Raw genomic sequence first — 21,111 nt, 5'->3', positions numbered from 1 at the left:
TGGCCCGTTGGTCAAGCGGTTAAGACACCGCCCTTTCACGGCGGTAACACGGGTTCGAATCCCGTACGGGTCATCTCAAAAGCAGTTTGCATATGCAAACTGCTTTTTTTGTTTGTAAACAGAGTTTAGACAAAAGAATAAACTCTGTTTTTCGTTTTTCTATGATTTTCTCTTCACAATTTGCATTTCCTATAGCACATCTCTAAACGCTTGTTCTAAATTTCGAAAAAAAACCTACAATAGTAATAACAGAATACTGTTTGTACAAAAGGAGGGGAATGCGTGAAAAAAATTGTTTTGTGGTCCATCGGAGTTTTTCTTGTGTATGCAGCTTGTATATGGGTGTATTTATTTTATATAAGTGACACCTCTATTCCACAATCATTAAAAGGTACCAGCGTGGATCCGGCTACGTTTATGAATGCAAGAGAACTTATGTTAACCGAAAAATATTCAAAGATTAGAGATGCGCTCTTTTTTATCCGAATTCCATATGAGTGGTTAGGGTTTATTTTAATTTTAGTGTTAGGTGTGTCTAAGAAAGTGAATAAGTGGTCTAAAGACGTCAGTCGTTTCAGTCTTCTCCAAACTGCTATTTATGTATTTTGGTTATCTGTTCTGCTGCTGATCTACTCTTTTCCTATGGACTGGATTAGCTATAAGCTTTCAACGGCTTACCATATTACGACGCAACCTTTCCAAGGATGGATGAAAGATCTTTTTACAGATTTTTGGGTGAACTATGCCACGATGTTTTTAGTGATTGCTGTGTTGTATGCATTCATTCGTAAGTTTTCAAAAAGATGGTGGCTGTATGCGTGGCTAGTATCTATTCCATTTACGCTATTTTTGACGTTTATTCAACCAGTGGTTATCGATCCGTTATATAACGATTTTTATCCATTAAAGAATAAAGAGCTGGAGACGAAAATTTTGCATTTAGCAGATGAAGCTCATATACCTGCTAAGCATGTATATGAAGTAAACATGTCTGAAAAAACGAACTCTCTCAATGCATATGTAACGGGAATAGGTTCTAATTCAAGAATTGTGTTATGGGATACTACTCTTAATAAATTGACGGAACGTGAAATTTTGTTTATCATGGCGCACGAAATGGGTCACTATGTGAAGAAACATATTTATGTAGGGATTGCTTCAGCCTTAGTTTTATCGATTGTAGGTTTATGGCTAACGAAACATTTAGCTAGCTTTGTGATTAAGAGATGGGGGAAAGCATTAAAAATCACTTCTCTTAGTGATTTAAATTCATTACCGCTTATTCTACTTATTTTTTCTGTGCTCACATTTGCTGTAAGTCCTTTAACAAATATGCAGTCGCGTCATCATGAACTTCAATCTGACACGTACGCCATGGACTTAACAGGAGATAAACAAGCTGCTATTAAAACATTTCAGGATTTAACAAAATCAGGACTGTCCCAGGTGAATCCGCCGTATTTAGTGAAAATTTTTCGATATGGTCATCCAACAATATTGGAAAGAATTTCATTTGTTGAGAAGTATGAAAGAAATGAATAAGTGATATAAGAAAAAGTAAAGGATATATGAAGCCTTTTATACGTAGGTATTAATAGAAAAGCCTCCTTGCGAGTAGGAAAAAAATTCTAAAAGGAGGTTTCATTTTCGAAAGTACTGTTATATAATAACGTATGTAAAATAAAAACTGTTTTATAACAATAGGGAGGAATAGTTATTTGTGATTGAAAAGATAGCAGTCAAACTTATCAGCGTATATTCACCTCAGCAAAGTCTTACTACATGTCCTTCAACTATTTACTTATTTCATCTACGTTCTTACTAACACTATGGCAAACTGCTAATTTACTTCATCATGAAACAGACATATTCTCACTGCTGCGTTTTATATTTTTATGAATATAGAATTTTAAATTCATTAGGGGGTATAAAGAATGAAAGAGATTCGTGTAAAAAACCTTGAAGAGAACTGGAAAAGCGATGAGCGTTGGAAAGGAATTGAACGTCCATATTCTGCAGAAAAAGTCATTGGACTGAGAGGATCCATTGATATTGAACACACGCTTGCTAGAAGAGGGGCCGAAAAGTTCTGGAACTTATTAAAAACAGAGCCATACGTTCATGCATTAGGAGCTTTAACAGGAAATCAAGCAGTACAACAGGTAAAAGCAGGGTTAAAAGCCATTTATCTCAGTGGATGGCAAGTAGCTGCAGATGCAAACCTTTCAGGAAATATGTATCCTGATCAAAGTCTATATCCAGCAAACAGCGTGCCGCATGTTGTGAAACGAATCAATCAAGCGCTGCAGCGTGCCGATCAAATTCAGCATTTAGAAGGAGAAGGAGATATTGATTACTTTGCTCCAATTGTAGCAGATGCAGAAGCAGGGTTCGGAGGACAGTTGAACGTATTTGAATTAATGAAAGGAATGATTGAGTCAGGAGCATCTGCGGTACACTTCGAAGATCAATTGTCATCTGAGAAAAAGTGTGGTCATCTTGGCGGCAAGGTATTGCTTCCAACTCAGACAGCTGTGAAAAACTTGATTGCTGCTCGTTTAGCTGCTGATGTAATGGGTGTTCCAACACTTCTGATTGCTCGTACCGATGCTGATGCCGCTGATTTAATTACAAGTGATGTTGATCCTGTAGATCGCCAGTTTATTACAGGTGAACGCACCGCTGAAGGGTTTTATCGCACGAGAGCCGGAATCGATCAAGCTATCGCTCGTGGCTTAGCATATGCGCCATATGCTGATCTAGTATGGTGTGAGACGTCTGAACCAAACTTGGAACAGGCACAAAAATTTGCAGATGCTATTCATGAAAAATTCCCAGGTAAAATGCTTGCTTATAACTGTTCACCATCTTTCAACTGGAAGAAAAAATTAGATAAGAAAACGATTGAAAAGTTTCAAAGAGAAATCGCAAAAATGGGCTACAAATTCCAATTTGTTACGCTTGCTGGCTTCCACGCTTTAAATCACAGCATGTTTGAACTGGCACGAGGCTATAAAACAAGAGGAATGGCAGCTTATTCAGAGTTACAAGAAAGAGAGTTTGCTAGTGAAATAAATGGATATACTGCTACAAGACATCAGCGTGAAGTAGGAACGGGTTATTTTGATGAAGTGGCGCAAGTAGTTTCCGGTGGGACTTCCTCTACAACAGCTTTAAAAGGTTCAACAGAAGAAGAGCAGTTTCAGGCGCATAAATAACAAAAAATCTATGAGTGGAACGGTTGTTTACTTCCACTCATAGAAAAAATCCTAACAAAAAAGATTCTTACATCTGTAAGAATCTTTTTTTATGTAGTAAACACGATTTAACAGACAGCTGTTCTTCCTGAGAAGAAAGGTTCTGCCTGTTAAACGTACATATAAATCATTAACATGAATGAACTTCTTGAAATATTAAGTAGATGTTTGAAGTAAGGATTGGTACTGTGCTGATAGCTCATAAAAAGCAGTTTCATCACGTTGATCTAATGCCGTGTTAATGTTTGTTTCTAACAGTTCTTTTTGACGCTTAAAAAGCGATTCATCAATTACCATTTCGATATAAACATCCAACATACTCACAGTATCAATTACTTTTTTCTTGCGAGCGAGGGACTTCATCATTTCCGTGTACGATTTTTCATTGTTCATACCTCATCACCTCTGCACCCTTTTTATTATTATATAGATTAAAAGAAGAAAAAACAACTAATTTTCTAAATTTTTAGATTTTTATTTTTAGAAATGATAAAGTAAGAGGGAAACGCTACTTTCGTTTTTATCGATTGGCTATTTGGTTTAAAAATGAATCCTTGGGGGCGAAGAAATTGAATCATGTAAAAAAGCGTACGGTAACGGTAGAGGATTTGTATGAATTGAAGTCTGTGTATAACCCTCAGATTTCTCCAGATGGAAAAAGTGTAGTTTATACGGTTCGAGAAACGAAAAAAATAGAAAACGGTTATGAGACGCAGCTGTTTATGTTAGATCTTGAAACAAAAAAAACAAAGCAATTGACGTATTATAAAGGAAATAATCATTCTCCCGCCTGGTCTCCTGACGGCAGGTGGATTGCTTTTTTATCAGATCGCAGTCAAACCGTTCAGCTCTATCTATTAGCAGCGACAGGCGGGGAAGCAGAAGCACTCACAGATTGTGAAAAAGGCGTTAGTAATCCCGTATGGTCTCCTTATAGTGATGAAATTATGTTTTCTACAAAAATAGAAGAAAAAGCTGTAAGAGTTGAACAAAATCATGAGCATCCTCAGCCATACGAAGTGGAACGTTTGTTGTATAAATCTGATGCTAGCGGCTATTTAAAAGGTGAATATACGCAAGTTGCGGTCGTTAAACTTAAAAATAAAGAAGTGACGTTTTTAACGGATGGACCTTATCATCACTCTGTAGGATGCTGGGCCCCTGATGCAAATTCAATTGTATTTTGCAGCAGCCGAGGAGAGAATCCGGATTTATCGTTAACCATGGACGTGTTTATTTTGCATCGTGATACTAAAAAGTTAACATCTATTACAGCAGAAACAGGATATTTTCATCAAGTTTCGTGGTCACCAGATGGGTCATACATAGCTTACATTGGAAATGAACGTACATACGGATCGGCTTCAATGAATGACATATATATTTATCAGGTCTCCAATCAAAAAACAGCTTGTATCACTGCAGGTATAGACTTAGAAATAGGAGATATGGTAGCAGGAGATTTTCACTTTGGAAGAACAGCAGCGGGAATTATGTGGAGCAGTAAGGAAGAATTTTATTTTGTCGTAAGTGAAAAGGGTTCTGTAGGCATATATAAAGGAAATGTAAATGGAAAGTTAGACTCTGTGCTTATGGATAATGCTCACGTATACGGGGTATCTGTTCTTCCCAACGGTGAGGAAGCTATCGTAGCAATCAGTACATTTACACATCCCGGAGATCTTTATTCTTTAAATTTAAAAACAGAGGAACTAGTGAAGCTGACAAACGTTAATGATTCATTTTTAAAGCATGTGCAGTTAACGGAAGCAGAATCTTTTTGCGCGACTGCCACGGACGGTATACATATCCACAGTTGGGTCGTAAAAGCGGCTGCTGCCAACGATGTATCTCCAACCATTTTAGAAATTCACGGAGGTCCGCATCTTATGTATGGTCATACATTTATGTTTGAATTTCAAGTGCTTGCATCAAAAGGGTTCAATATCCTCTTTTCTAATCCAAGAGGCGGAAGAGGATATGGTCAAGCCTTTACAGATGCCGTTCGAGGAGATTACGGAGGCATGGATTATATGGATTTGATGGCAATAACCGACGAAGCAATTAACCGCTACTCTTATATTAATGAAGATACACTTGGCGTAACAGGAGGAAGCTACGGAGGATTTATGACAAACTGGATTGTAGGAAGTACAAATCGGTTTAAAGCAGCGGTGACGCAGCGGTCTATTTCAAATTGGACGAGTTTTTACGGCGTTAGTGATATTGGCTATTATTTTACCGAATGGGAATTGAAAGCTGATATTTATGAGAATCCGGAAAAACTTTGGAACCACTCGCCGCTTCGTTTAGCGGAGAACGTGAAAACACCGCTGTTAATCTTGCATAGCGAACAGGATTATAGATGTCCAATTGAACAAGCTGAACAGCTTTATGTGGCACTAAAAAGAAAAGATAAAGAAGTAGAATTTATTCGTTTTCCTCAGTCTAACCATGAACTTTCTAGAAGCGGTAAGCCTAATTTACGAACGGCGAGACTAAAATATTTAACCAGCTGGTTTAAACGTTATTTGCAGCAGTCTAAGTAAAAGCACATGTTGTTCTAGAGGTTCTGTTCGTGTAAGTAAGGGCTGGCTATATGGCAAGCGCAACAGGGCAGGAAAGATAAAACGCTGTAAAACTTTTGTTTGGTAAAGGAAAGTAGTACAATAAGTGAAAAGTAGCACAGTTGTTTAAATAAGGAGAACATTCGATGGATTTTGAAACATTAAAGCATTATTTGACATTAGACGGCGTCCTCGAGTTATTAAAACAATATCAATCATTTGGGATCATTCCCGGACTGCTGTTGCCTATTTTAGAAGCGTTTATCCCTATCTTGCCGCTTTTTGCGTTTGTAATGGCTAATGCTGCTGCCTTTGGCTTATGGTTAGGCTTTTTAATTTCATGGATCGGGAGCTGCGTTGGATCACTGCTTGTCTTTTTGATTTTTAGAAAATACGGACAGGCGAGGTTTTTACATTTTATCAGCCGCCATGCGCAAATTCGAAAGATTATGATTTGGGTGGAAAGACACGGTTTTGGACCGCTGTTTATTATGCTTTGTTTCCCTTTTACGCCGTCTTCAGCGATTAATGTAGTAGCTGGACTATCACGTGTCAGTATGGCTCAGTTTATGCTTGCTGTATTAGCGGGTAAAATGGTCATGATATTTATGATGAGCTTTATTGGGGCCGATTTTGTTTCATTTGTGAAACAGCCTTTAAAAGCAGTACTTGTTTTAGTGATCATTTTTGTCCTATGGCTTGTCGGAAAGCAAATTGAACGAAGATTAAATGAAAAATCTAAAGTGAAACAGTATGACAAATAGTTTGTTTATATATAACAAATAGTGATGAAAGACTGCTTTTTAATAGGCAGTCTTTTGTTATACATACAGCAGAAGAGGGTATTGTAAACTATGGAAAAACCTTTTCTTATAGGAATACAGCAGCATTTTTGAAAGGTTTTTTGCCTTTTTCTTAAAGAAGTTATTTGTCTGTTTATTCGGTTGGTAGAACAATGCACATACAGAGTATCTGTCTAGTAATGAACAAGTTTTTTGTTTATCAATTGTGAAAAATATGCTAAAATAAAAGAAAAAACTGGGAATAAATTAGACGTCTATTCCTAGTTGCACCTAAGTAATGAACCCTTTGTTTTCTAGAGATATACATGTTTTTTCTCAACATGTATTATCACCTCATGTATTTCAAAACGTTTTCTTAAAAATTATATGAATGATTTTTGAGCTTGACTACTAAGATGTAAGTAGAGGGATCATTACTAGAAAAGCACCGAATGATCATTAAGACGTGCTTGGCGTCGTTTTGAGGAGGGGAATGCGCTACTAAGATTCAAGCGACTTGCTGATTAATCGTTGTTAGTAAGCGTCTTATAGCGCGGGTGACATGAGATTAAAAGATAAAGTGGCAATTATTACGGGTGCAGCAAATGGGTTAGGGTTCGAAGCTTCTCGAATTTTCGCACAAGAGGGTGCAAAGGTCGCTATGGTTGACTACGATGCAAAAGTAGGAGAAGAACGAGCAGCTCAGCTAAAAGAAGAAGGCGGAGATGTAGCATTCTTTCAAGTAAACGTAGCGGATCGAGACAGTGTAGATGCAATGGTAGAAGAAGTCGTGAAACGCTTCTCTAAAATAGATATTTTAATTAATAATGCAGGTATTACCAGAGATGGAATGCTAACTAAATTATCAGTTGAAAATTTTCAAGCGGTCATTAACGTAAACCTTACAGGCGTTTTTCACTGTACGCAAGCCGTTGTACCGCATATGATTGCTCAAGGTAAAGGGAAAATTATCAGCACATCTTCGGTATCCGGCGTATATGGAAATGTTGGTCAAACAAACTATGCGGCGACAAAAGCCGGGGTAGTGGGAATGACAAAAACATGGGCTAAAGAGCTTGGGCGAAAAGGAATTAATGTGAACGCTGTAGCTCCCGGGTTTATTGAGACGGATATGGTGAAGGCGATGCCGGACAAAATCATTGATCAAATGAAATCCACTATTCCTTTACAAAGGTTAGGTCAGCCTTCTGACATTGGTTATGCTTATCTTTATTTAGCCTCTGATGAGTCCAACTATATTAACGGCACAACACTGCATGTAGATGGTGGAATCATGATGTAAAAGTAGAAAATAACTCGCTTTTCTAAAACTTTTCAGTGGTCATTTGGCTACTGAAAAGTTTTTTTGTTGCATCCAGCATTTCACATATGTGCAAAGTGGAATTTTGTCTGCAAGTTCAGTAAAATAATAAGGAGAGAGATAGAGAGATTTAGCTGATTATCACTATAAAATTTTGACGACTGCGTCACGTGTTTGCGTGGCGTTTATCCATTTTGCACTTAAACAACTAAAAATATAGAGAAGAAAAATGAAGGGGTGAAAACGTGGGGCTACAGTTTTTATTAGGACGTTCAGGAAGCGGGAAAACGGAATATCTTTTAAATAGCATGCGCCAAGAGCTGTTAAATGCTCCGCTTGGGCATCCACTTATTTATATTGTACCTGAACAGATGACATTTCAGTCGGAGTATGCGCTTGTTCAAACACCTGGGTTAGAAGGCATGATGCGTGCTCAAGTTTATAGTTTTACACGTCTTGCGTGGCGTATCCTGCAAGAAGTCGGAGGTATTAGCCGCTATCATGTGGATCAAACAGGTATTCATATGATGCTTAAAAAAATTATCGAGCATCAAAAAAAAGAGCTTCGATTGTTTGCGAATTCTTCAGAACAAGCAGGGTTTATTGAAGAACTAGAAAAAATGGTTAAAGAATTTAAACAGTACACGGTAGATGCACCGTCTCTCGAAGAGATGAAGCAAAAACTTCAAGCAGAAGATGAGAAAGTCCTTGCTGATAAATTACATGATTTACATCTCATTTACGGAGAATTAGAAAAACAGCTGATGACAAAATATGTAGATGGAGAAGATTATTTGAAGCTGCTGAGTGAAAAAGTAGTCTCTTCTGTGTACCTTGCTCAAGCAACGATTTATGTAGATGGATTTCATCACTATACTCCTCAAGAATTAACGGTATTAGTAGAGCTGATGAAAGTTTGTAGAGAAGTGAAAATAGCGGTTACTTCTGATTATTCATATCAAGATTTTATTCCAAATGACCTGCACTTGTTTCGATTAACGAGCGAAACGTATCAAGAAATAATGGGCCTGGCGGCTGAAAACGGGATAGAGATTCAAGAGCCAAACGTATTTAATGAACAAAAAAGGCATCAAAACAGTCCAGAGCTTGCCTATGTAGAACGATATTATGATGAACGGCCAACGCCGGAATTTCAGTCAGAGCCCGAGCACATTCAGCTGCTGCCTGCTGTTAGCCGAAGAGCAGAGGTAGAAGGGATTGCGAGAGAAGTGCTGTCGCTTGTGCGTGATCACGGCTATCGCTATCGTGATATTGCCTTGATTGTTAGAAATGCAGAAGACTATCATGACTTGCTTCAAACCATTTTTCGAGATTATGAAATTCCGTACTTTATTGACCAAAAGCGAGCGATGTTTCACCATCCACTCGTTGAATTTATTCGCTCAGTCTTAGAGGTGGTAAGCGGGTCCTGGCGATACGAAACCATCTTTCGGGCAGTGAAAACAGACCTTTTATTTCCTTTGTCATCTGATGTGCACCAGCTTCGCGAAGAGATGGATGAATTAGAAAATTACGTACTTGCTTACGGTATTCAAGGATCTAAGTGGACGAGTAAGGAGCCATTTACCTACAGAAAATATCGTTCGCTTGAAGACATGAACCTTGGGAAAACTGACGAAGAGCTTGCTTTTGAGCAAAAAATAAATGAATTAAAAAATATGATTGTTCCTCCTATTTATTCGCTTCAGCAAAAATTAAAACAAGCGAAAATAGGAAAAGAAAAAGCAGAAGCACTCTATCATTTTTTAACGAACTTAGATATTCCACAAAAGATAGAAGCGCTGCGCAATCGATGTGAAGAAGAAGGTAAGCTTCAAGAAGCAAGAGAGCACGAGCAGGTATGGAAAGCAATTCTTCACTTATTTGATCAGTTTGTTGAAATGATGGGAGAAGAGAAAGTATCGATTTCTTTGTTCGCGGATCTATTTGAGACAGGGCTTGACAGCATGCAGTTTGCACTTGTTCCGCCTGCACTGGATCAAGTGGTTGTGGCAAGTTTTGAGCGTTCGCGTTTATCCGATATCAAAGCAAGCTTTGTGCTAGGCGTAAATGACGGTGTGATTCCAGCTAAACCAAAAAGCGATGGCCTGTTATCTGAGAAAGAGAGAGAGCAGCTGCTTGAATCAGGCTTATTACTTGCGCCAACTGGAAGGCAAAAGCTGTTTGACGAACAATTTCTCATTTATTTAGCACTTTCCAGCTCTTCTGAAAAACTTTATGTTTCGTATCCTCTTGCCAATGAGGAAGGGAAGACTCTGCTGCCTTCACTCGTTATTAATCGATTAAAAGAGCTATTTCCGCTCCTGCAGGAAAAGCTGTTAATGACGGAGCCTACGGATTTAGAAGAAGAAAAGCAAGTTGATTATATAACAAATCCCTTAACGAGCATCGCGCATTTAGCCAGCCAGCTGCAAGGGTGGAAACGCCATTATCCGATGAGTTCCGCTTGGTGGGATGTATATAATTTTTATGTAGAAAATTCAGATTGGAACTCATACAGCGAGAAAGTACTAAGCAGTTTATTTTATAAAAACGAAGCAAAAAGGTTAACAAAGAAAACGAGTCAGCGTCTGTATGGAAAGCATATTCAAGCAAGCGTATCGAGAATGGAGAAATTTGAAGCCTGTCCGTACGCTCATTTTGCTTCTCACGGGCTTAAGCTTAAAGAACGAAAAGTTTTCAAATTAGCAGCTCCTGACATAGGCGAGTTATTTCACGCGGCGCTGAAGATGATTTCAGACGAGCTACGGGGCGGTCAAAAAGAATGGAAGAACTTAACGAGAAAAGACTGTCAGCAGCTTTCTACGGCTGCGGTGCACGAACTTGCTCCGCGCTTACAAAATGAAATTTTATTGAGCTCTAATCGCCACCACTATTTAACACATAAGCTGCAGCAAATTATTGAACGTGCGTCGCTTGTGTTAAGTGAGCACGCTAAGGTGAGCGGGTTTGTTCCTGTTGGATTGGAATTAGGGTTTGGTCCTAGCGCGGAGCTGCCTTCTATGCAGTTTACACTGCCAAATGGCCATACGATGGAACTTGTTGGCCGAATTGACAGAGTGGATAAAGCGGAAAGCTCCAAGGGACTTTTACTGCGTATTGTCGACTATAAATCAAGCGATAAAGCATTAAACTTAGTGGAAGTGTACTATGGTTTATCTCTTCAAATTTTAGCTTATTTAGACATAGTCGTGACGTATGCTGAACAGCTTCTTCATGATAATAGAGGAGCATTGCCTGCTGGCGTTCTTTATTTCCACGTTCATAATCCAATGATCAACAGTACTAAAGCATTACAACCCGATCAAATTGAAGCCGAAATCTTCAAGAAGTTTAAAATGAAAGGACTGCTTTTAGGGGACGAGGAAGCAGTCCGATTAATGGACGAAACGTTAGAATCAGGGCACTCACAGGTTATATCGGCGGGTATTAAAAAGACAGGGGGCTTTTATTCCAATTCTTCGGTTGCGAGCGAAGAAGATTTTACACATCTCCGTCAGTATGTGCGAGGTAAGTTTGTAGAGGCAGGTACTGAGATTACAAATGGAAAAATTGATATTTCGCCTTATAAGCTAAAAGATAAAACACCATGTGCGTTTTGTGAATACCGCTCAATCTGTCAGTTCGATGAATCAATGGAAAACAACGAATATCGTCAGCTTAGTACAGAGAGTCAAAATGTTATTTTAGATAAAATTCGAGAGGAGGCCAAACGAGATGAGTGAAGATATACACGTAAAACCGGCCGACTCCCAGTGGACGGATGATCAGTGGAACGCCATTGTTTCATCCGGTCAAGATATATTAGTAGCCGCGGCGGCTGGCTCAGGAAAAACAGCGGTTTTAGTCGAACGTATTATTAAAAAGATTACGATGGGCGAGGAACCAATCGATGTTGATAGATTACTAGTTGCTACGTTTACAAATGCTTCTGCAGCCGAAATGAGAAATCGAATTGGAGAAGCATTGGAAAAAGAGTTAAAAAAGAATCCATCTTCTTTACACTTGCGCAGACAGCTTAATTTATTAAACCGTGCGTCGATTTCTACGCTCCATTCTTTTTGTTTAGAAGTCATTCGAACGTATTATTATTTGATCGATGTAGACCCTGGTTTTCGAATTGCAGATGATACGGAAGCGGATCTTCTGCGTGAAGAAGTATTAGAAGAATTGTTTGAAGAGCAGTACAGTATTGAACAGAACGAGCGATTCTTTGATTTAATTGATCGTTATACAAGCGACAGAAATGACTTAGATATTCAGCTTATGGTAAGAAAGCTATATGACTTTGCACGATCTAATCCCGACCCAAACGGCTGGCTTAAAATGATTGTGAGTCAATATGATGTCACAGAGAACTCTTCTATTGATTCACTTCCGTTTTTGTCTTTTCTTTTACAAGAAGTAACAACGCAGCTCGTGGGCATTGAGTCGATTTTAAAACAGGGCTTAGAGCTAACAAAGCTGCCGGGAGGGCCTGCTCCTCGCGCCGTTAATGCAGAGGAAGACCTGGCTCAAATTCATCGGCTGATCAGCGCTTCTAAGCATTCTTTTGCTGATTTGCATGAGGAAATGCAGAATTTGAATTTTACTCGTTTAAAGCCATGTAAAGGAGATGCATACGACTCGCAGCTTTTAGATGATTTCGGAGAGCTTCGCAAAAAAGCGAAAACAAGCCTTGAAAAGCTTCATGCTGATTTGTTTTCTAGGCCTTTGTACGGCTACATGGCTGATTTTGAAAAAATGAAGCCCGTTATTGAAACGCTAATCTTTTTAGTTCAGCGCTTCGGTGAACGATATGAACACATCAAAAAAGAGAAAGGGTTAGTAGACTTTTCTGATTTAGAGCATTATTGCCTGCAAATCTTGAGTGTAAAAGAAGACGGGGTGCTTAAGCCTTCGTCCATTGCTCAAAAATATCGCACTCAGTTTGAAGAGGTGCTTGTTGACGAATATCAAGATACAAATATGGTTCAAGAAACACTAATTAAATTAGTGACGAGAGATAGTGAAGAACAAGGGAATTTATTTATGGTTGGAGATGTAAAACAATCCATTTACCGCTTTCGTTTAGCGGAGCCATTTTTGTTTTTGACGAAGTACAAGCGATTTACGCAAGATGGACGACAATTTGGAAAACGTATTGACTTAAATAAAAACTTCCGAAGTCGTTCTCAAGTGCTTGACGCCACAAACTTTATTTTTAACCAGCTGATGGATGAAGAAGTAGGAGAAATTGCATATGACGATGATGCTTCTTTAAAATTAGGAGCATCGTATCCAAAAGTGGAAGGAATGGAAACGGAGCTTCTGCTGATTGCAAAAGAAAATGCAGAAGAAGGAGCGGAAGAAGAATCGGATTCTTCTCTCGTCGCTTTTTCAGAAGCAGAGCTTGAAACCGCTCAGTTAGAGGCAAGAGCAATGGCGCGCAAAATCAAAGAACTCGTTCAAAACCGTTTTCAAATATATGATCGCAAGCTCGATATCATGAGAAACGTAACGTATCGTGACTTTGTTATTTTGCTTCGTTCCATGCCTTGGGCTGCGCAGATTATGGATGAATTTAAACAAGAAGGCGTGCCGATTTATGCGGATTTATCAACAGGCTATTTTGATGCTACTGAAGTGATGATTATGATGTCTTTATTAAAAGTAGTAGATAACCCGCATCAAGACATTCCGTTAGCTTCTGTTCTTCGCTCACCGGTAGTAGGGCTTTCAGATGAAGAGTTGGCTACACTGAGAGCAGAGCAAAAGAAAGGAACGTATTATGATGCGTTAAAAACGTACTTAGCGGCTTCAGATGATGAAGAACTTCGCGATAAAGTGAAATATTTCTATGAGCAGTTAAAAGCATGGAGAACACAAGCTAGACAAAGCTCTTTGTCAGAACTAGTATGGCAAATTTACCGCGACACGGGTTTCTTTGAATTTGTTGGCGGACTTCCTGGCGGGAAACAGCGTCAAGCCAATTTACGTGCTCTTTACGATCGCGCTCGCCAGTATGAGGCGACTTCATTTAGAGGTCTGTTCCGCTTTTTACGCTTTATTGAACGGATGCAGGATCGAGGGAACGATTTAGGAGCTGCTCGAGCGCTGGGAGAACAAGAAGATGTGGTGCGTTTGATGACGATCCACAGCAGTAAAGGTCTTGAATTTCCTGTTGTTTTCGTAGCTGGTCTTGCTCGTCAGTTTAACTTAATGGACTTGAATAAAGCTTATTTACTCGATAAAGAACTAGGTTTTGGATCTAAATATATTGATCCGAAACTGCGTATTACGTACCCGACTCTTCTTCAGCAGACCATGAAGAAAAAAATGAAAAAAGAAAGCATGGCAGAGGAAATGCGGGTATTATACGTAGCTTTGACGCGTGCGAAAGAAAAACTTATTTTAGTTGGAACAGTAAAAGACGCACCAGAAAAGCTCAGACAATGGAGCTCCGTTATGGGACACGAAGATTGGACGCTTCCAGCTCACGTGAGAAGAGATGCAAAATGTTATTTAGACTGGATTGGACCTTCTTTAATTCGTCACAAAAATGTTAGTCATATGGTTGAAGGAGAGGTCCGGCCGGCCGAGATGATTTATCAGCATGCTTCAAGCTGGAAGCTTTCAACGTTATTAGCAGGTGATTTAGCCGAACAGCCTCTTGAAGAGCAGCAGCATCATGAAGAGCTTTTGAACGCTCTTCAAAAGCATGAGCCAGTTACAGAATCCAGCGATTATAAAGAGGAAGTGTATAGACGCTTAAATTGGTCTTATGATTATCGTGTAGCTTCCGTTCATCGTTCAAAGCAATCTGTTTCTGAACTAAAAAGGCAGCAGCAGCTGACGGATGCAGGTGCAAGCAATGATCTTGTTCGGGGAGCTAAAGCACCTCTTGAAAATCGTCCGCTGTTTCTTCAAGAGAAATCTCTCACAGGAGCTGAAAGAGGAACAGCTACACATGCCGTTATGCAGCAGCTTCCATTAAATAAAGCTTATACCCTCGAAATGGTTCAAGACTTTATTCAATCAATGGTTACTAAAGAATTGTTGACGCAACAGCAAGCGGATGCCGTTGATGCAAATGATGTAGCAGACTTTTTAGACAGTGACATTGCACAAGGTATTCGAACGGCTCGCACGGTTTATAGAGAGATGCCTTTTAGTTTAGGTGTCTCCGCTAAAGAAATCTATGATCATTGGGAGCAGGAAGATGAAACGATTTTAGTACAAGGTATTATTGATTGTTTATATGAAACGGAAGAAGGCCTCGTTTTACTTGATTTTAAAACAGATAATATTTCGGATCGTTTTCAAGGGGATTTTGAACGAGCAAAACCATTTCTAATTGAAAGATACCGCATTCAGTTAGAGCTTTACGCAAAGGCCATTGAGCGGATTGTGAAACAACCTGTTCAGCATCGCTATCTTTACTTTTTAGATGGTGGACATGCTGTTGAAATATAAGAAAAGAAGAAGGCGATAGTCTTCTTCTTTTTCACCAATAAGGAGAGAGTAACATGCGTTTATTACATACAGCGGATTGGCATTTGGGGCGAACGTTAGAAGGTCGAAGCCGTCTAGCTGAGCAAGCACAGTTTTTAGATGAACTGGCAGACATTGTGGAAGAAGAAAAGATAGATGCTATTCTCATGGCGGGAGATGCCTTTGATACGGTTAACCCTCCAGCAGCGGCAGAGCAGCTCTTTTACGAAAGTATGTCTAGGTTGAGCAACAATGGAAAACGTCCAATTATTGTTATTGCAGGTAATCATGATAACCCAGATCGGCTGTCGGCGGCTTCTCCATTAGCTGTTCATCAAAATATTACACTTCTTGGTTTGCCTACTACCGATGTAGAAAGCATTCACATTCCTACATCAGATGAAATATTAAAGGTTGCGGCTCTTCCTTACCCATCTGAATCAAGGTTAAAGGAACTGTTAGCAGAAGAAAATGATGAGCTGGCTCTTCGAAATTCATACGATGCCAGAGTAAAAGGTATTTTCGATAAAATGAGTGAGCAGTTCACAACAGATACCGTTAATATTGCGATGAGTCATATTTACGTAGCAGGCGGAAGTTCAACGGACTCAGAACGTCCAATTGAAGTAGGAGGAGCTTATACGGTGGCGGCAACTAGTTTGCCTGCTAATGCTCAATATGTAGCTCTAGGACATTTGCATCGCCCGCAAATGATCAATCGCGCCAACACCTTTGCAAGATATTCTGGGTCACCTCTTGCCTATAGCTTTTCAGAGTCAGGATATGCAAAGTCTGTTACCATTTTAGATGCTCAGCCAGGAAAAGAGGTTGAAATGACGGAAATTCCATTATCTAGCGGAAAGCCTTTGACGCGTTGGAAAGCAAAAAACGGATTGGCAGAAGTATATACGTGGCTTGATGAACAGAAAGATGCGCAGGCATGGGTTGATTTAGAAGTTCACGTAGAAGATGCACTTTCACTAGAAGAAATCCATCGACTTCGCAAGCTTCATCCAGGCTTTATTCATATTCGTCCGGTATTCAAAGCAGAAGAACTAGCACATGAAACACGTTCACAGCGCGAAGTGCCGATCGAAGAACTGTTTACAAAGTTCTACAGCAGGCAAACCGGCGGAGGGGCACCTGATGATGAGTTAGTCAAACTGTTTTTAACCTTGATTAACGATGAAGAAGTATCGGGAAAGGAGGATGAAAAATGAAACCTATTAACTTGACCGTTTCGGGGCTTCACAGTTTTAGAGAAAAACAAACTGTCGACTTTGAAGCGCTGTGTTCAGGCGGTGTGTTTGGAATATTTGGTCCTACTGGAAGCGGGAAATCCTCCATTTTGGATGCCATTACACTAGCTTTATACGGAAAAGTAGAGCGTGCAGCCAATAATACACAAGGAATTTTAAATCACGGGGAAAATGAACTGAAAGTATCGTTTACGTTCGAGCTGGAAAACGCTAGTCATAAAAAACGCTATACTGTTGAACGAAGCTTTAAACGGACAGATGAGCTGCGTGTGAAATCAGCTTCCAGTCGATTGATTGAAATCGAAGATGAAACGTACGTATTAGCGGATAAAACAAATGATGTAAACCAGCAGGTACAGGAACTTCTTGGTTTAACAATTGATGATTTTACAAGAGCTGTTGTATTACCACAAGGAAAATTTGCAGAGTTTTTATCGTTAAAAGGGACGGAACGTCGTCAAATGCTTCAGCGTCTTTTTAATCTCGAGCAGTACGGAGATCAGCTTAGTAAGAAAATACGCTATCAAGTTCAGCAGCTAAAAACAGACCTAGATAAAATCACGGCAGAACAAACGGGATTAGGTGAAGCTTCAACAGAGAAAGTAACAGAAGCCGAGCAGCTTGTAAGTGATAGCATTGTACTTTTGGAAAAACGAGAAAAAGAAGCGGCTGATTTGCAGGAACGATACGATCAGCAGGCATCTCTTTGGAAAGCGCAGCAGGAAAAAACACTGTTAGAAGAAAAACTAGTGCATGCTTCTAAGCAGGAAGAGGAGATTAAACAAAAGCAAGATTTGCTGACGAAAGCGCAGCAGGCAGAGCGTCTTTTTCCTTATTTAGAAACATTTGAACAAGCTGAAAAACAGCAGAAGCTTTATAAAGATAAAGTAGAAAAATTAAAAGTGCAAATTGTTCAGCAAAGTGAGGAATATAAGCGATCGAATAGCTTATATGAGCAGGCTCGCTTACAAAAAAATGAACAGCAGCCCAAATTAGTTGTTCAAAAAGAACAGCTTCAACAAGCTTCTGATCTTCAAAAACAAATTAAAGATGGGCAGCAAGAAGTAAAAGAAGCGGAAGTTTCTCTTCAGCAAAAGCAGCAGGCACTTCAAACGAAAAATGATGAATTAATAGAAGCGGATAAGCGGTATCAGCAGGGTCTGAACCTTCAAAAAGAGTTAAAAGAAGCATTAACAAAAGTGGAGATTCAACCTGATTATCGGCAGGCTGTTCAGCAAGCATTCTACCGTTATCAAGTATGGAATAATGATAAAAAAAATCTAGATGAAGGCCAAAAAACGTATAAAGAAAAAGCGGAACAGCTTCAGCATTTGCATACACAAAAACAAACACACCAAGAGAGATATCAGCAAACAATAGAACGAAGTAAAGAGTTATTTTCGGATATTCAAGGCTTGTATCACACTGTATGTGAGCGGGAAAAAGAGTTTCAGCAGCTTTTTCAACAAGCGGATCATTTAATGAGTGATCTAAAAAGACGCAAGGAAAAAGAATGGTCACATCGTCTGGCTCATCAATTAGCTGAGCAGCTGACTAAAGGAGAGCCTTGTCCAGTTTGTGGCTCTGAGCATCATCCTAACCCCGTGTTAAACCAAAAAGAAGAAAATGGTACAGTAGAATCAGCGGATCAGTTCGAAGATCAAGTCAATCAGTTGCGTGAACAGCGATTTAGCTATTCGTCGCTTAAAATGCAGCTTGAACAGCTTGCTAAACCTCTTGTTGAAAAAATACCTGATTTAGCTGGGTTTATGAATGAAGCTGGCCAAGTTCCTGCTTTAGGAGAAATGGGTACAGATGCCTTTGGTCAGTATGCTAAGAAAATAGAAGTTGAAATTAAATCTCTTGAGCAGGATTATTTGCAGGTAGGCGAAAAACAGCATGCAATTCTCGGGCAGGTACAAAAGGTCCAGCAAAGTCTTGAAAAGATTGAATTAGAGCTTGCTCATTATCAAAAAGAACAAGCTGAATTGGAAAGAAAAGTCACTCAGCAAAAACAAGCGTTACAAGCAGGAAGAGAAGCTTTTCAACAAGATTATCCTTCCTTTGTATTTGAAGAGATGGAAAAAATTAATGAACAGCTAAACGAGCGAGAAAAAGAAGAGCAGACAATAAAGGCTCGAATTGAAAAAAGCAGCGTATTTTTTGAAAATCAGCAAAAGAAAATCGAACGTCTAAAAGAAGAAAAATATGCGGGCGAAAAAGAATTTACAGAATTAAAAGCAATGCTGTCTCATAAACAATCTCTTGTTCACTCGCAAATTGAACGCTTGCGTACGCTTACAGATCAAGAGGATATTGAACAAGCGCTGCAAAAAACAGTTCACTTACTTGCGGAGTTAGAGACGAATGAACAGCAGGCGTATCAACATTGGCAGACTGTTCAAAAAGCGTATCAAACGCTGCAAATGGATGAAAAAGCAGCGAGCGAATCTCTAGAAACAGCTCATATCCAGTATAAAAAAGCAGCTGGAAAATGGGAAGAAGCGATAGGGAATTCTTTATTCAGCGAAGAAAAAGAAGTTCAGCAAGCTTTGTTATCACACGATGAGATGAAATTGTTGGATGAAACTGTTCAGGCTTATTGGGACAACATAAAACAGATGAAGTCATCAGTTGAACAGTTAAATATCCAGCTGAATCACCAGTCCATAGAAGAGCAGCAATTTGAAGAAACTCAGCAGCTGCTTCATGATATAAAAGCCGCTGTAAAAGAAGCCGTTCAGCTCAAGGGAGCAGCTGAGCAAACGTTAAAAAGCGTCAAAGAACGGCATGAGCGATTTTTAGTGCTTGAACAGGACCGTGAAGAAAAACAAGCGTTATTTGAACAGTATCAAAAGCTTCAAACAGTATTTAAAGGAAATGCTTTCGTCGAATATATTGCTGAAGAACAGCTGATGTCCGTTAGCCGAGATGCTTCAGAGCGTCTGGGTATATTAACACGTCAGCGCTATGCGATTGAAGTTGATTCACAAGGCGGCTTTATCATGAGAGATGATGCAAATGGAGGCGTAAAACGTCCGGTTTCAACTTTATCGGGAGGGGAAACATTTTTAACTTCCCTCGCTCTGGCCCTTTCATTATCTGCACAAATACAGCTAAGAGGAGAATATCCACTGCAGTTTTTCTTTTTAGATGAAGGATTTGGAACGCTTGATGGAGAGCTTCTTGATACCGTGGTTACGGCGCTTGAAAAACTTCAGTCCAATAATTTATCAATTGGAGTCATCAGTCACGTACAAGAACTTCGTGCTCGTCTGCCAAAACGTTTGATTGTTGAGCCGTCCGAGCCTTCTGGCAAAGGAACTAGTGTAAGAGTAGAAACTTTATAGGGAAGGAAATCTATATGAAGAAAAAAGACAGGCGAATAGGAACATGCGAATTATGCGGAAGGCAGGATGTCTTGACGACCGTACATCATTTAACGCCAAAGGAAATGGGCGGAGCGTTTGAACCGACGGCAAACTTATGTATTCCGTGTCATAAACAAATTCATGCGTTATACACAAATGATGAATTAGCCATTCGTCTTAATACGATTTCTTTATTACAAGCTGATTCTAAAATTAGCTCTTTTATTAAATGGATTCGTAAACAGCCTTCTTCTAAATTACCTAAAACCAAAAAATCAAACAGCCGAAAATCCAGGTGAATAACAAACCCCTTATCCGCTTTAATAGCAAAGATAAGGGGTTTTTTTAAGCATTTGCCGCTATATTTTGATCGAATAAATCTGGATCTAACGTATTTGTTCCTGAAATGCCGTTATTTGTATTAACAAAGTTACCTGTATTTAAAGAGCCTGAGCCTGAGGCTGTTTTAGCAGCGCTTTTTGGAGAAACATAAAACGTATCTCCAAACGTTACGACACCGCCCCCGACGCTCGTGATACTAACGGGTCCGATTATTGCTGGCATGAGGTTCACACCCTTTTTTTCGTGATATTAGTTTAGTATATGAGCAGTTTCTTAAAAGGTTCACTCACTGCCGCTAGCTTCTGAAGCAGCTTTCTTTGAAGCTCCTGTTTCAGCTTCCTTTGAAGGTTCATCGTTGATCAGTTCACGAATATGCTTAATGCGGGCTTCTGCATACACATTGCAGGTCGAGCCAACATGAATAACTGACGAGAATGAGCACCCTTTTATATCAATTCTGTTAACGCGGATTAAAGGTATTTCATTCCACGTTTGAACGGGAATAGGTTCGTAGTCACCATGGGGAATAGGCTCACTAAAGATAGCATAATCATCAAAATTTCCTTCTCTGCCGTAGAAAAACGGATACTGTCTCCGATCAGCTAACGCTTTATTAAGTAGGTGAATTTCTGTTGAATCTCCAATTTGGCAAAAAGAGCTCGCTGACAAGGAATTAATTTCTATATAATTAACAGAAGATGTGCGTGAAAGCATACAT

At 39.4% G+C, this 21,111-nt stretch carries 13 protein-coding genes and 1 tRNA gene; 11 read left to right on the top strand and 3 right to left on the bottom strand.

The genetic code is table 11. The features are described from left to right. Nucleotide 1: 1 nt before the first annotated feature. The 3 genes from AC1VNJ_RS11760 (at nt 2) to aceA (ending at nt 3,218) form a co-directional block, all read left to right on the top strand. A tRNA-Glu gene (locus AC1VNJ_RS11760) sits at nt 2–73 on the top strand. Between the two features lie 209 nt (nt 74–282). Continuing rightward, nucleotides 283–1,542: a M48 family metallopeptidase gene (locus AC1VNJ_RS11755; protein ID WP_033578011.1), complete on the top strand. Its 1,260-nt coding sequence runs from the start codon at nt 283–285 to the stop codon at nt 1,540–1,542. 392 nt (nt 1,543–1,934) lie between these two features. Continuing rightward, nucleotides 1,935–3,218, top strand: a complete 1,284-nt coding sequence (aceA, locus tag AC1VNJ_RS11750) for an isocitrate lyase (RefSeq protein WP_028412422.1) — start codon at nt 1,935–1,937, stop codon at nt 3,216–3,218. Between the two features lie 195 nt (nt 3,219–3,413). Here the strand turns inward: aceA and AC1VNJ_RS11745 are convergent, their stop codons facing one another. Then, the gene (locus AC1VNJ_RS11745; protein WP_028412421.1) at nt 3,414–3,650 is read right to left on the bottom strand and encodes an IDEAL domain-containing protein; all 237 of its coding nucleotides are present in this window, start codon (nt 3,648–3,650) and stop codon (nt 3,414–3,416) included. 176 nt (nt 3,651–3,826) lie between these two features. Between AC1VNJ_RS11745 and AC1VNJ_RS11740 the strand changes: the two genes are divergently transcribed. The 8 genes from AC1VNJ_RS11740 to AC1VNJ_RS11705 all read left to right on the top strand — a co-directional run bounded on the left by AC1VNJ_RS11740 (nt 3,827) and on the right by AC1VNJ_RS11705 (nt 20,350). After that, the gene (locus tag AC1VNJ_RS11740) at nt 3,827–5,806 is read left to right on the top strand and encodes a S9 family peptidase (RefSeq protein WP_482640824.1); all 1,980 of its coding nucleotides are present in this window, start codon (nt 3,827–3,829) and stop codon (nt 5,804–5,806) included. Nucleotides 5,807–5,970: 164 nt separating this feature from the next. Continuing rightward, a complete protein-coding gene (locus tag AC1VNJ_RS11735; protein ID WP_028412419.1) occupies nt 5,971–6,588 on the top strand; it encodes a TVP38/TMEM64 family protein in 618 nt (205 codons plus the stop codon). A 580-nt stretch (nt 6,589–7,168) separates the two neighbouring features. Beyond that, on the top strand, nt 7,169–7,909 hold the full coding sequence (gene fabG / locus AC1VNJ_RS11730) for a 3-oxoacyl-ACP reductase FabG (RefSeq protein ID WP_014461644.1): 741 nt from the start codon (nt 7,169–7,171) through the stop codon (nt 7,907–7,909). 263 nt (nt 7,910–8,172) lie between these two features. After that, nucleotides 8,173–11,673 carry a helicase-exonuclease AddAB subunit AddB gene (addB, locus tag AC1VNJ_RS11725; RefSeq protein ID WP_033578013.1) on the top strand — a complete coding sequence of 1,167 codons (3,501 nt, stop codon included), beginning with the start codon at nt 8,173–8,175 and terminating at the stop codon, nt 11,671–11,673. After that, a complete protein-coding gene (gene addA / locus AC1VNJ_RS11720) occupies nt 11,666–15,403 on the top strand; it encodes a helicase-exonuclease AddAB subunit AddA (protein WP_049162883.1) in 3,738 nt (1,245 codons plus the stop codon). Before addB ends, addA begins: the two co-directional genes overlap by 8 nt. Nucleotides 15,404–15,456: 53 nt before the next feature. Continuing rightward, nucleotides 15,457–16,641 (top strand): exonuclease SbcCD subunit D, encoded by a 1,185-nt coding sequence (locus AC1VNJ_RS11715; RefSeq protein WP_034263948.1) that lies wholly within the window; start codon nt 15,457–15,459, stop codon nt 16,639–16,641. After that, the gene (locus AC1VNJ_RS11710) at nt 16,638–20,030 is read left to right on the top strand and encodes an SbcC/MukB-like Walker B domain-containing protein (RefSeq protein ID WP_033578016.1); all 3,393 of its coding nucleotides are present in this window, start codon (nt 16,638–16,640) and stop codon (nt 20,028–20,030) included. Before AC1VNJ_RS11715 ends, AC1VNJ_RS11710 begins: the two co-directional genes overlap by 4 nt. 14 nt (nt 20,031–20,044) lie before the next feature. After that, a complete protein-coding gene (locus AC1VNJ_RS11705; RefSeq protein ID WP_033578017.1) occupies nt 20,045–20,350 on the top strand; it encodes an HNH endonuclease in 306 nt (101 codons plus the stop codon). Nucleotides 20,351–20,396: 46 nt separating this feature from the next. Here the strand turns inward: AC1VNJ_RS11705 and AC1VNJ_RS11700 are convergent, their stop codons facing one another. Together AC1VNJ_RS11700 and AC1VNJ_RS11695 are read right to left on the bottom strand one after the other, a co-directional pair. Next, the gene (locus AC1VNJ_RS11700) at nt 20,397–20,615 is read right to left on the bottom strand and encodes a spore germination protein (protein ID WP_013055353.1); all 219 of its coding nucleotides are present in this window, start codon (nt 20,613–20,615) and stop codon (nt 20,397–20,399) included. A gap of 60 nt (nt 20,616–20,675) precedes the next feature. After that, the gene (locus tag AC1VNJ_RS11695; RefSeq protein ID WP_028412413.1) at nt 20,676–21,107 is read right to left on the bottom strand and encodes a spore germination protein GerPE; all 432 of its coding nucleotides are present in this window, start codon (nt 21,105–21,107) and stop codon (nt 20,676–20,678) included. Nucleotides 21,108–21,111: the final 4 nt, after the last annotated feature.

Source organism: Priestia sp. 3CA3 (assembly GCF_056836725.1).
The sequence above is the reverse complement of the archived record's forward strand: the minus strand, read 5'-3'. Positions and strand labels throughout refer to the sequence as shown.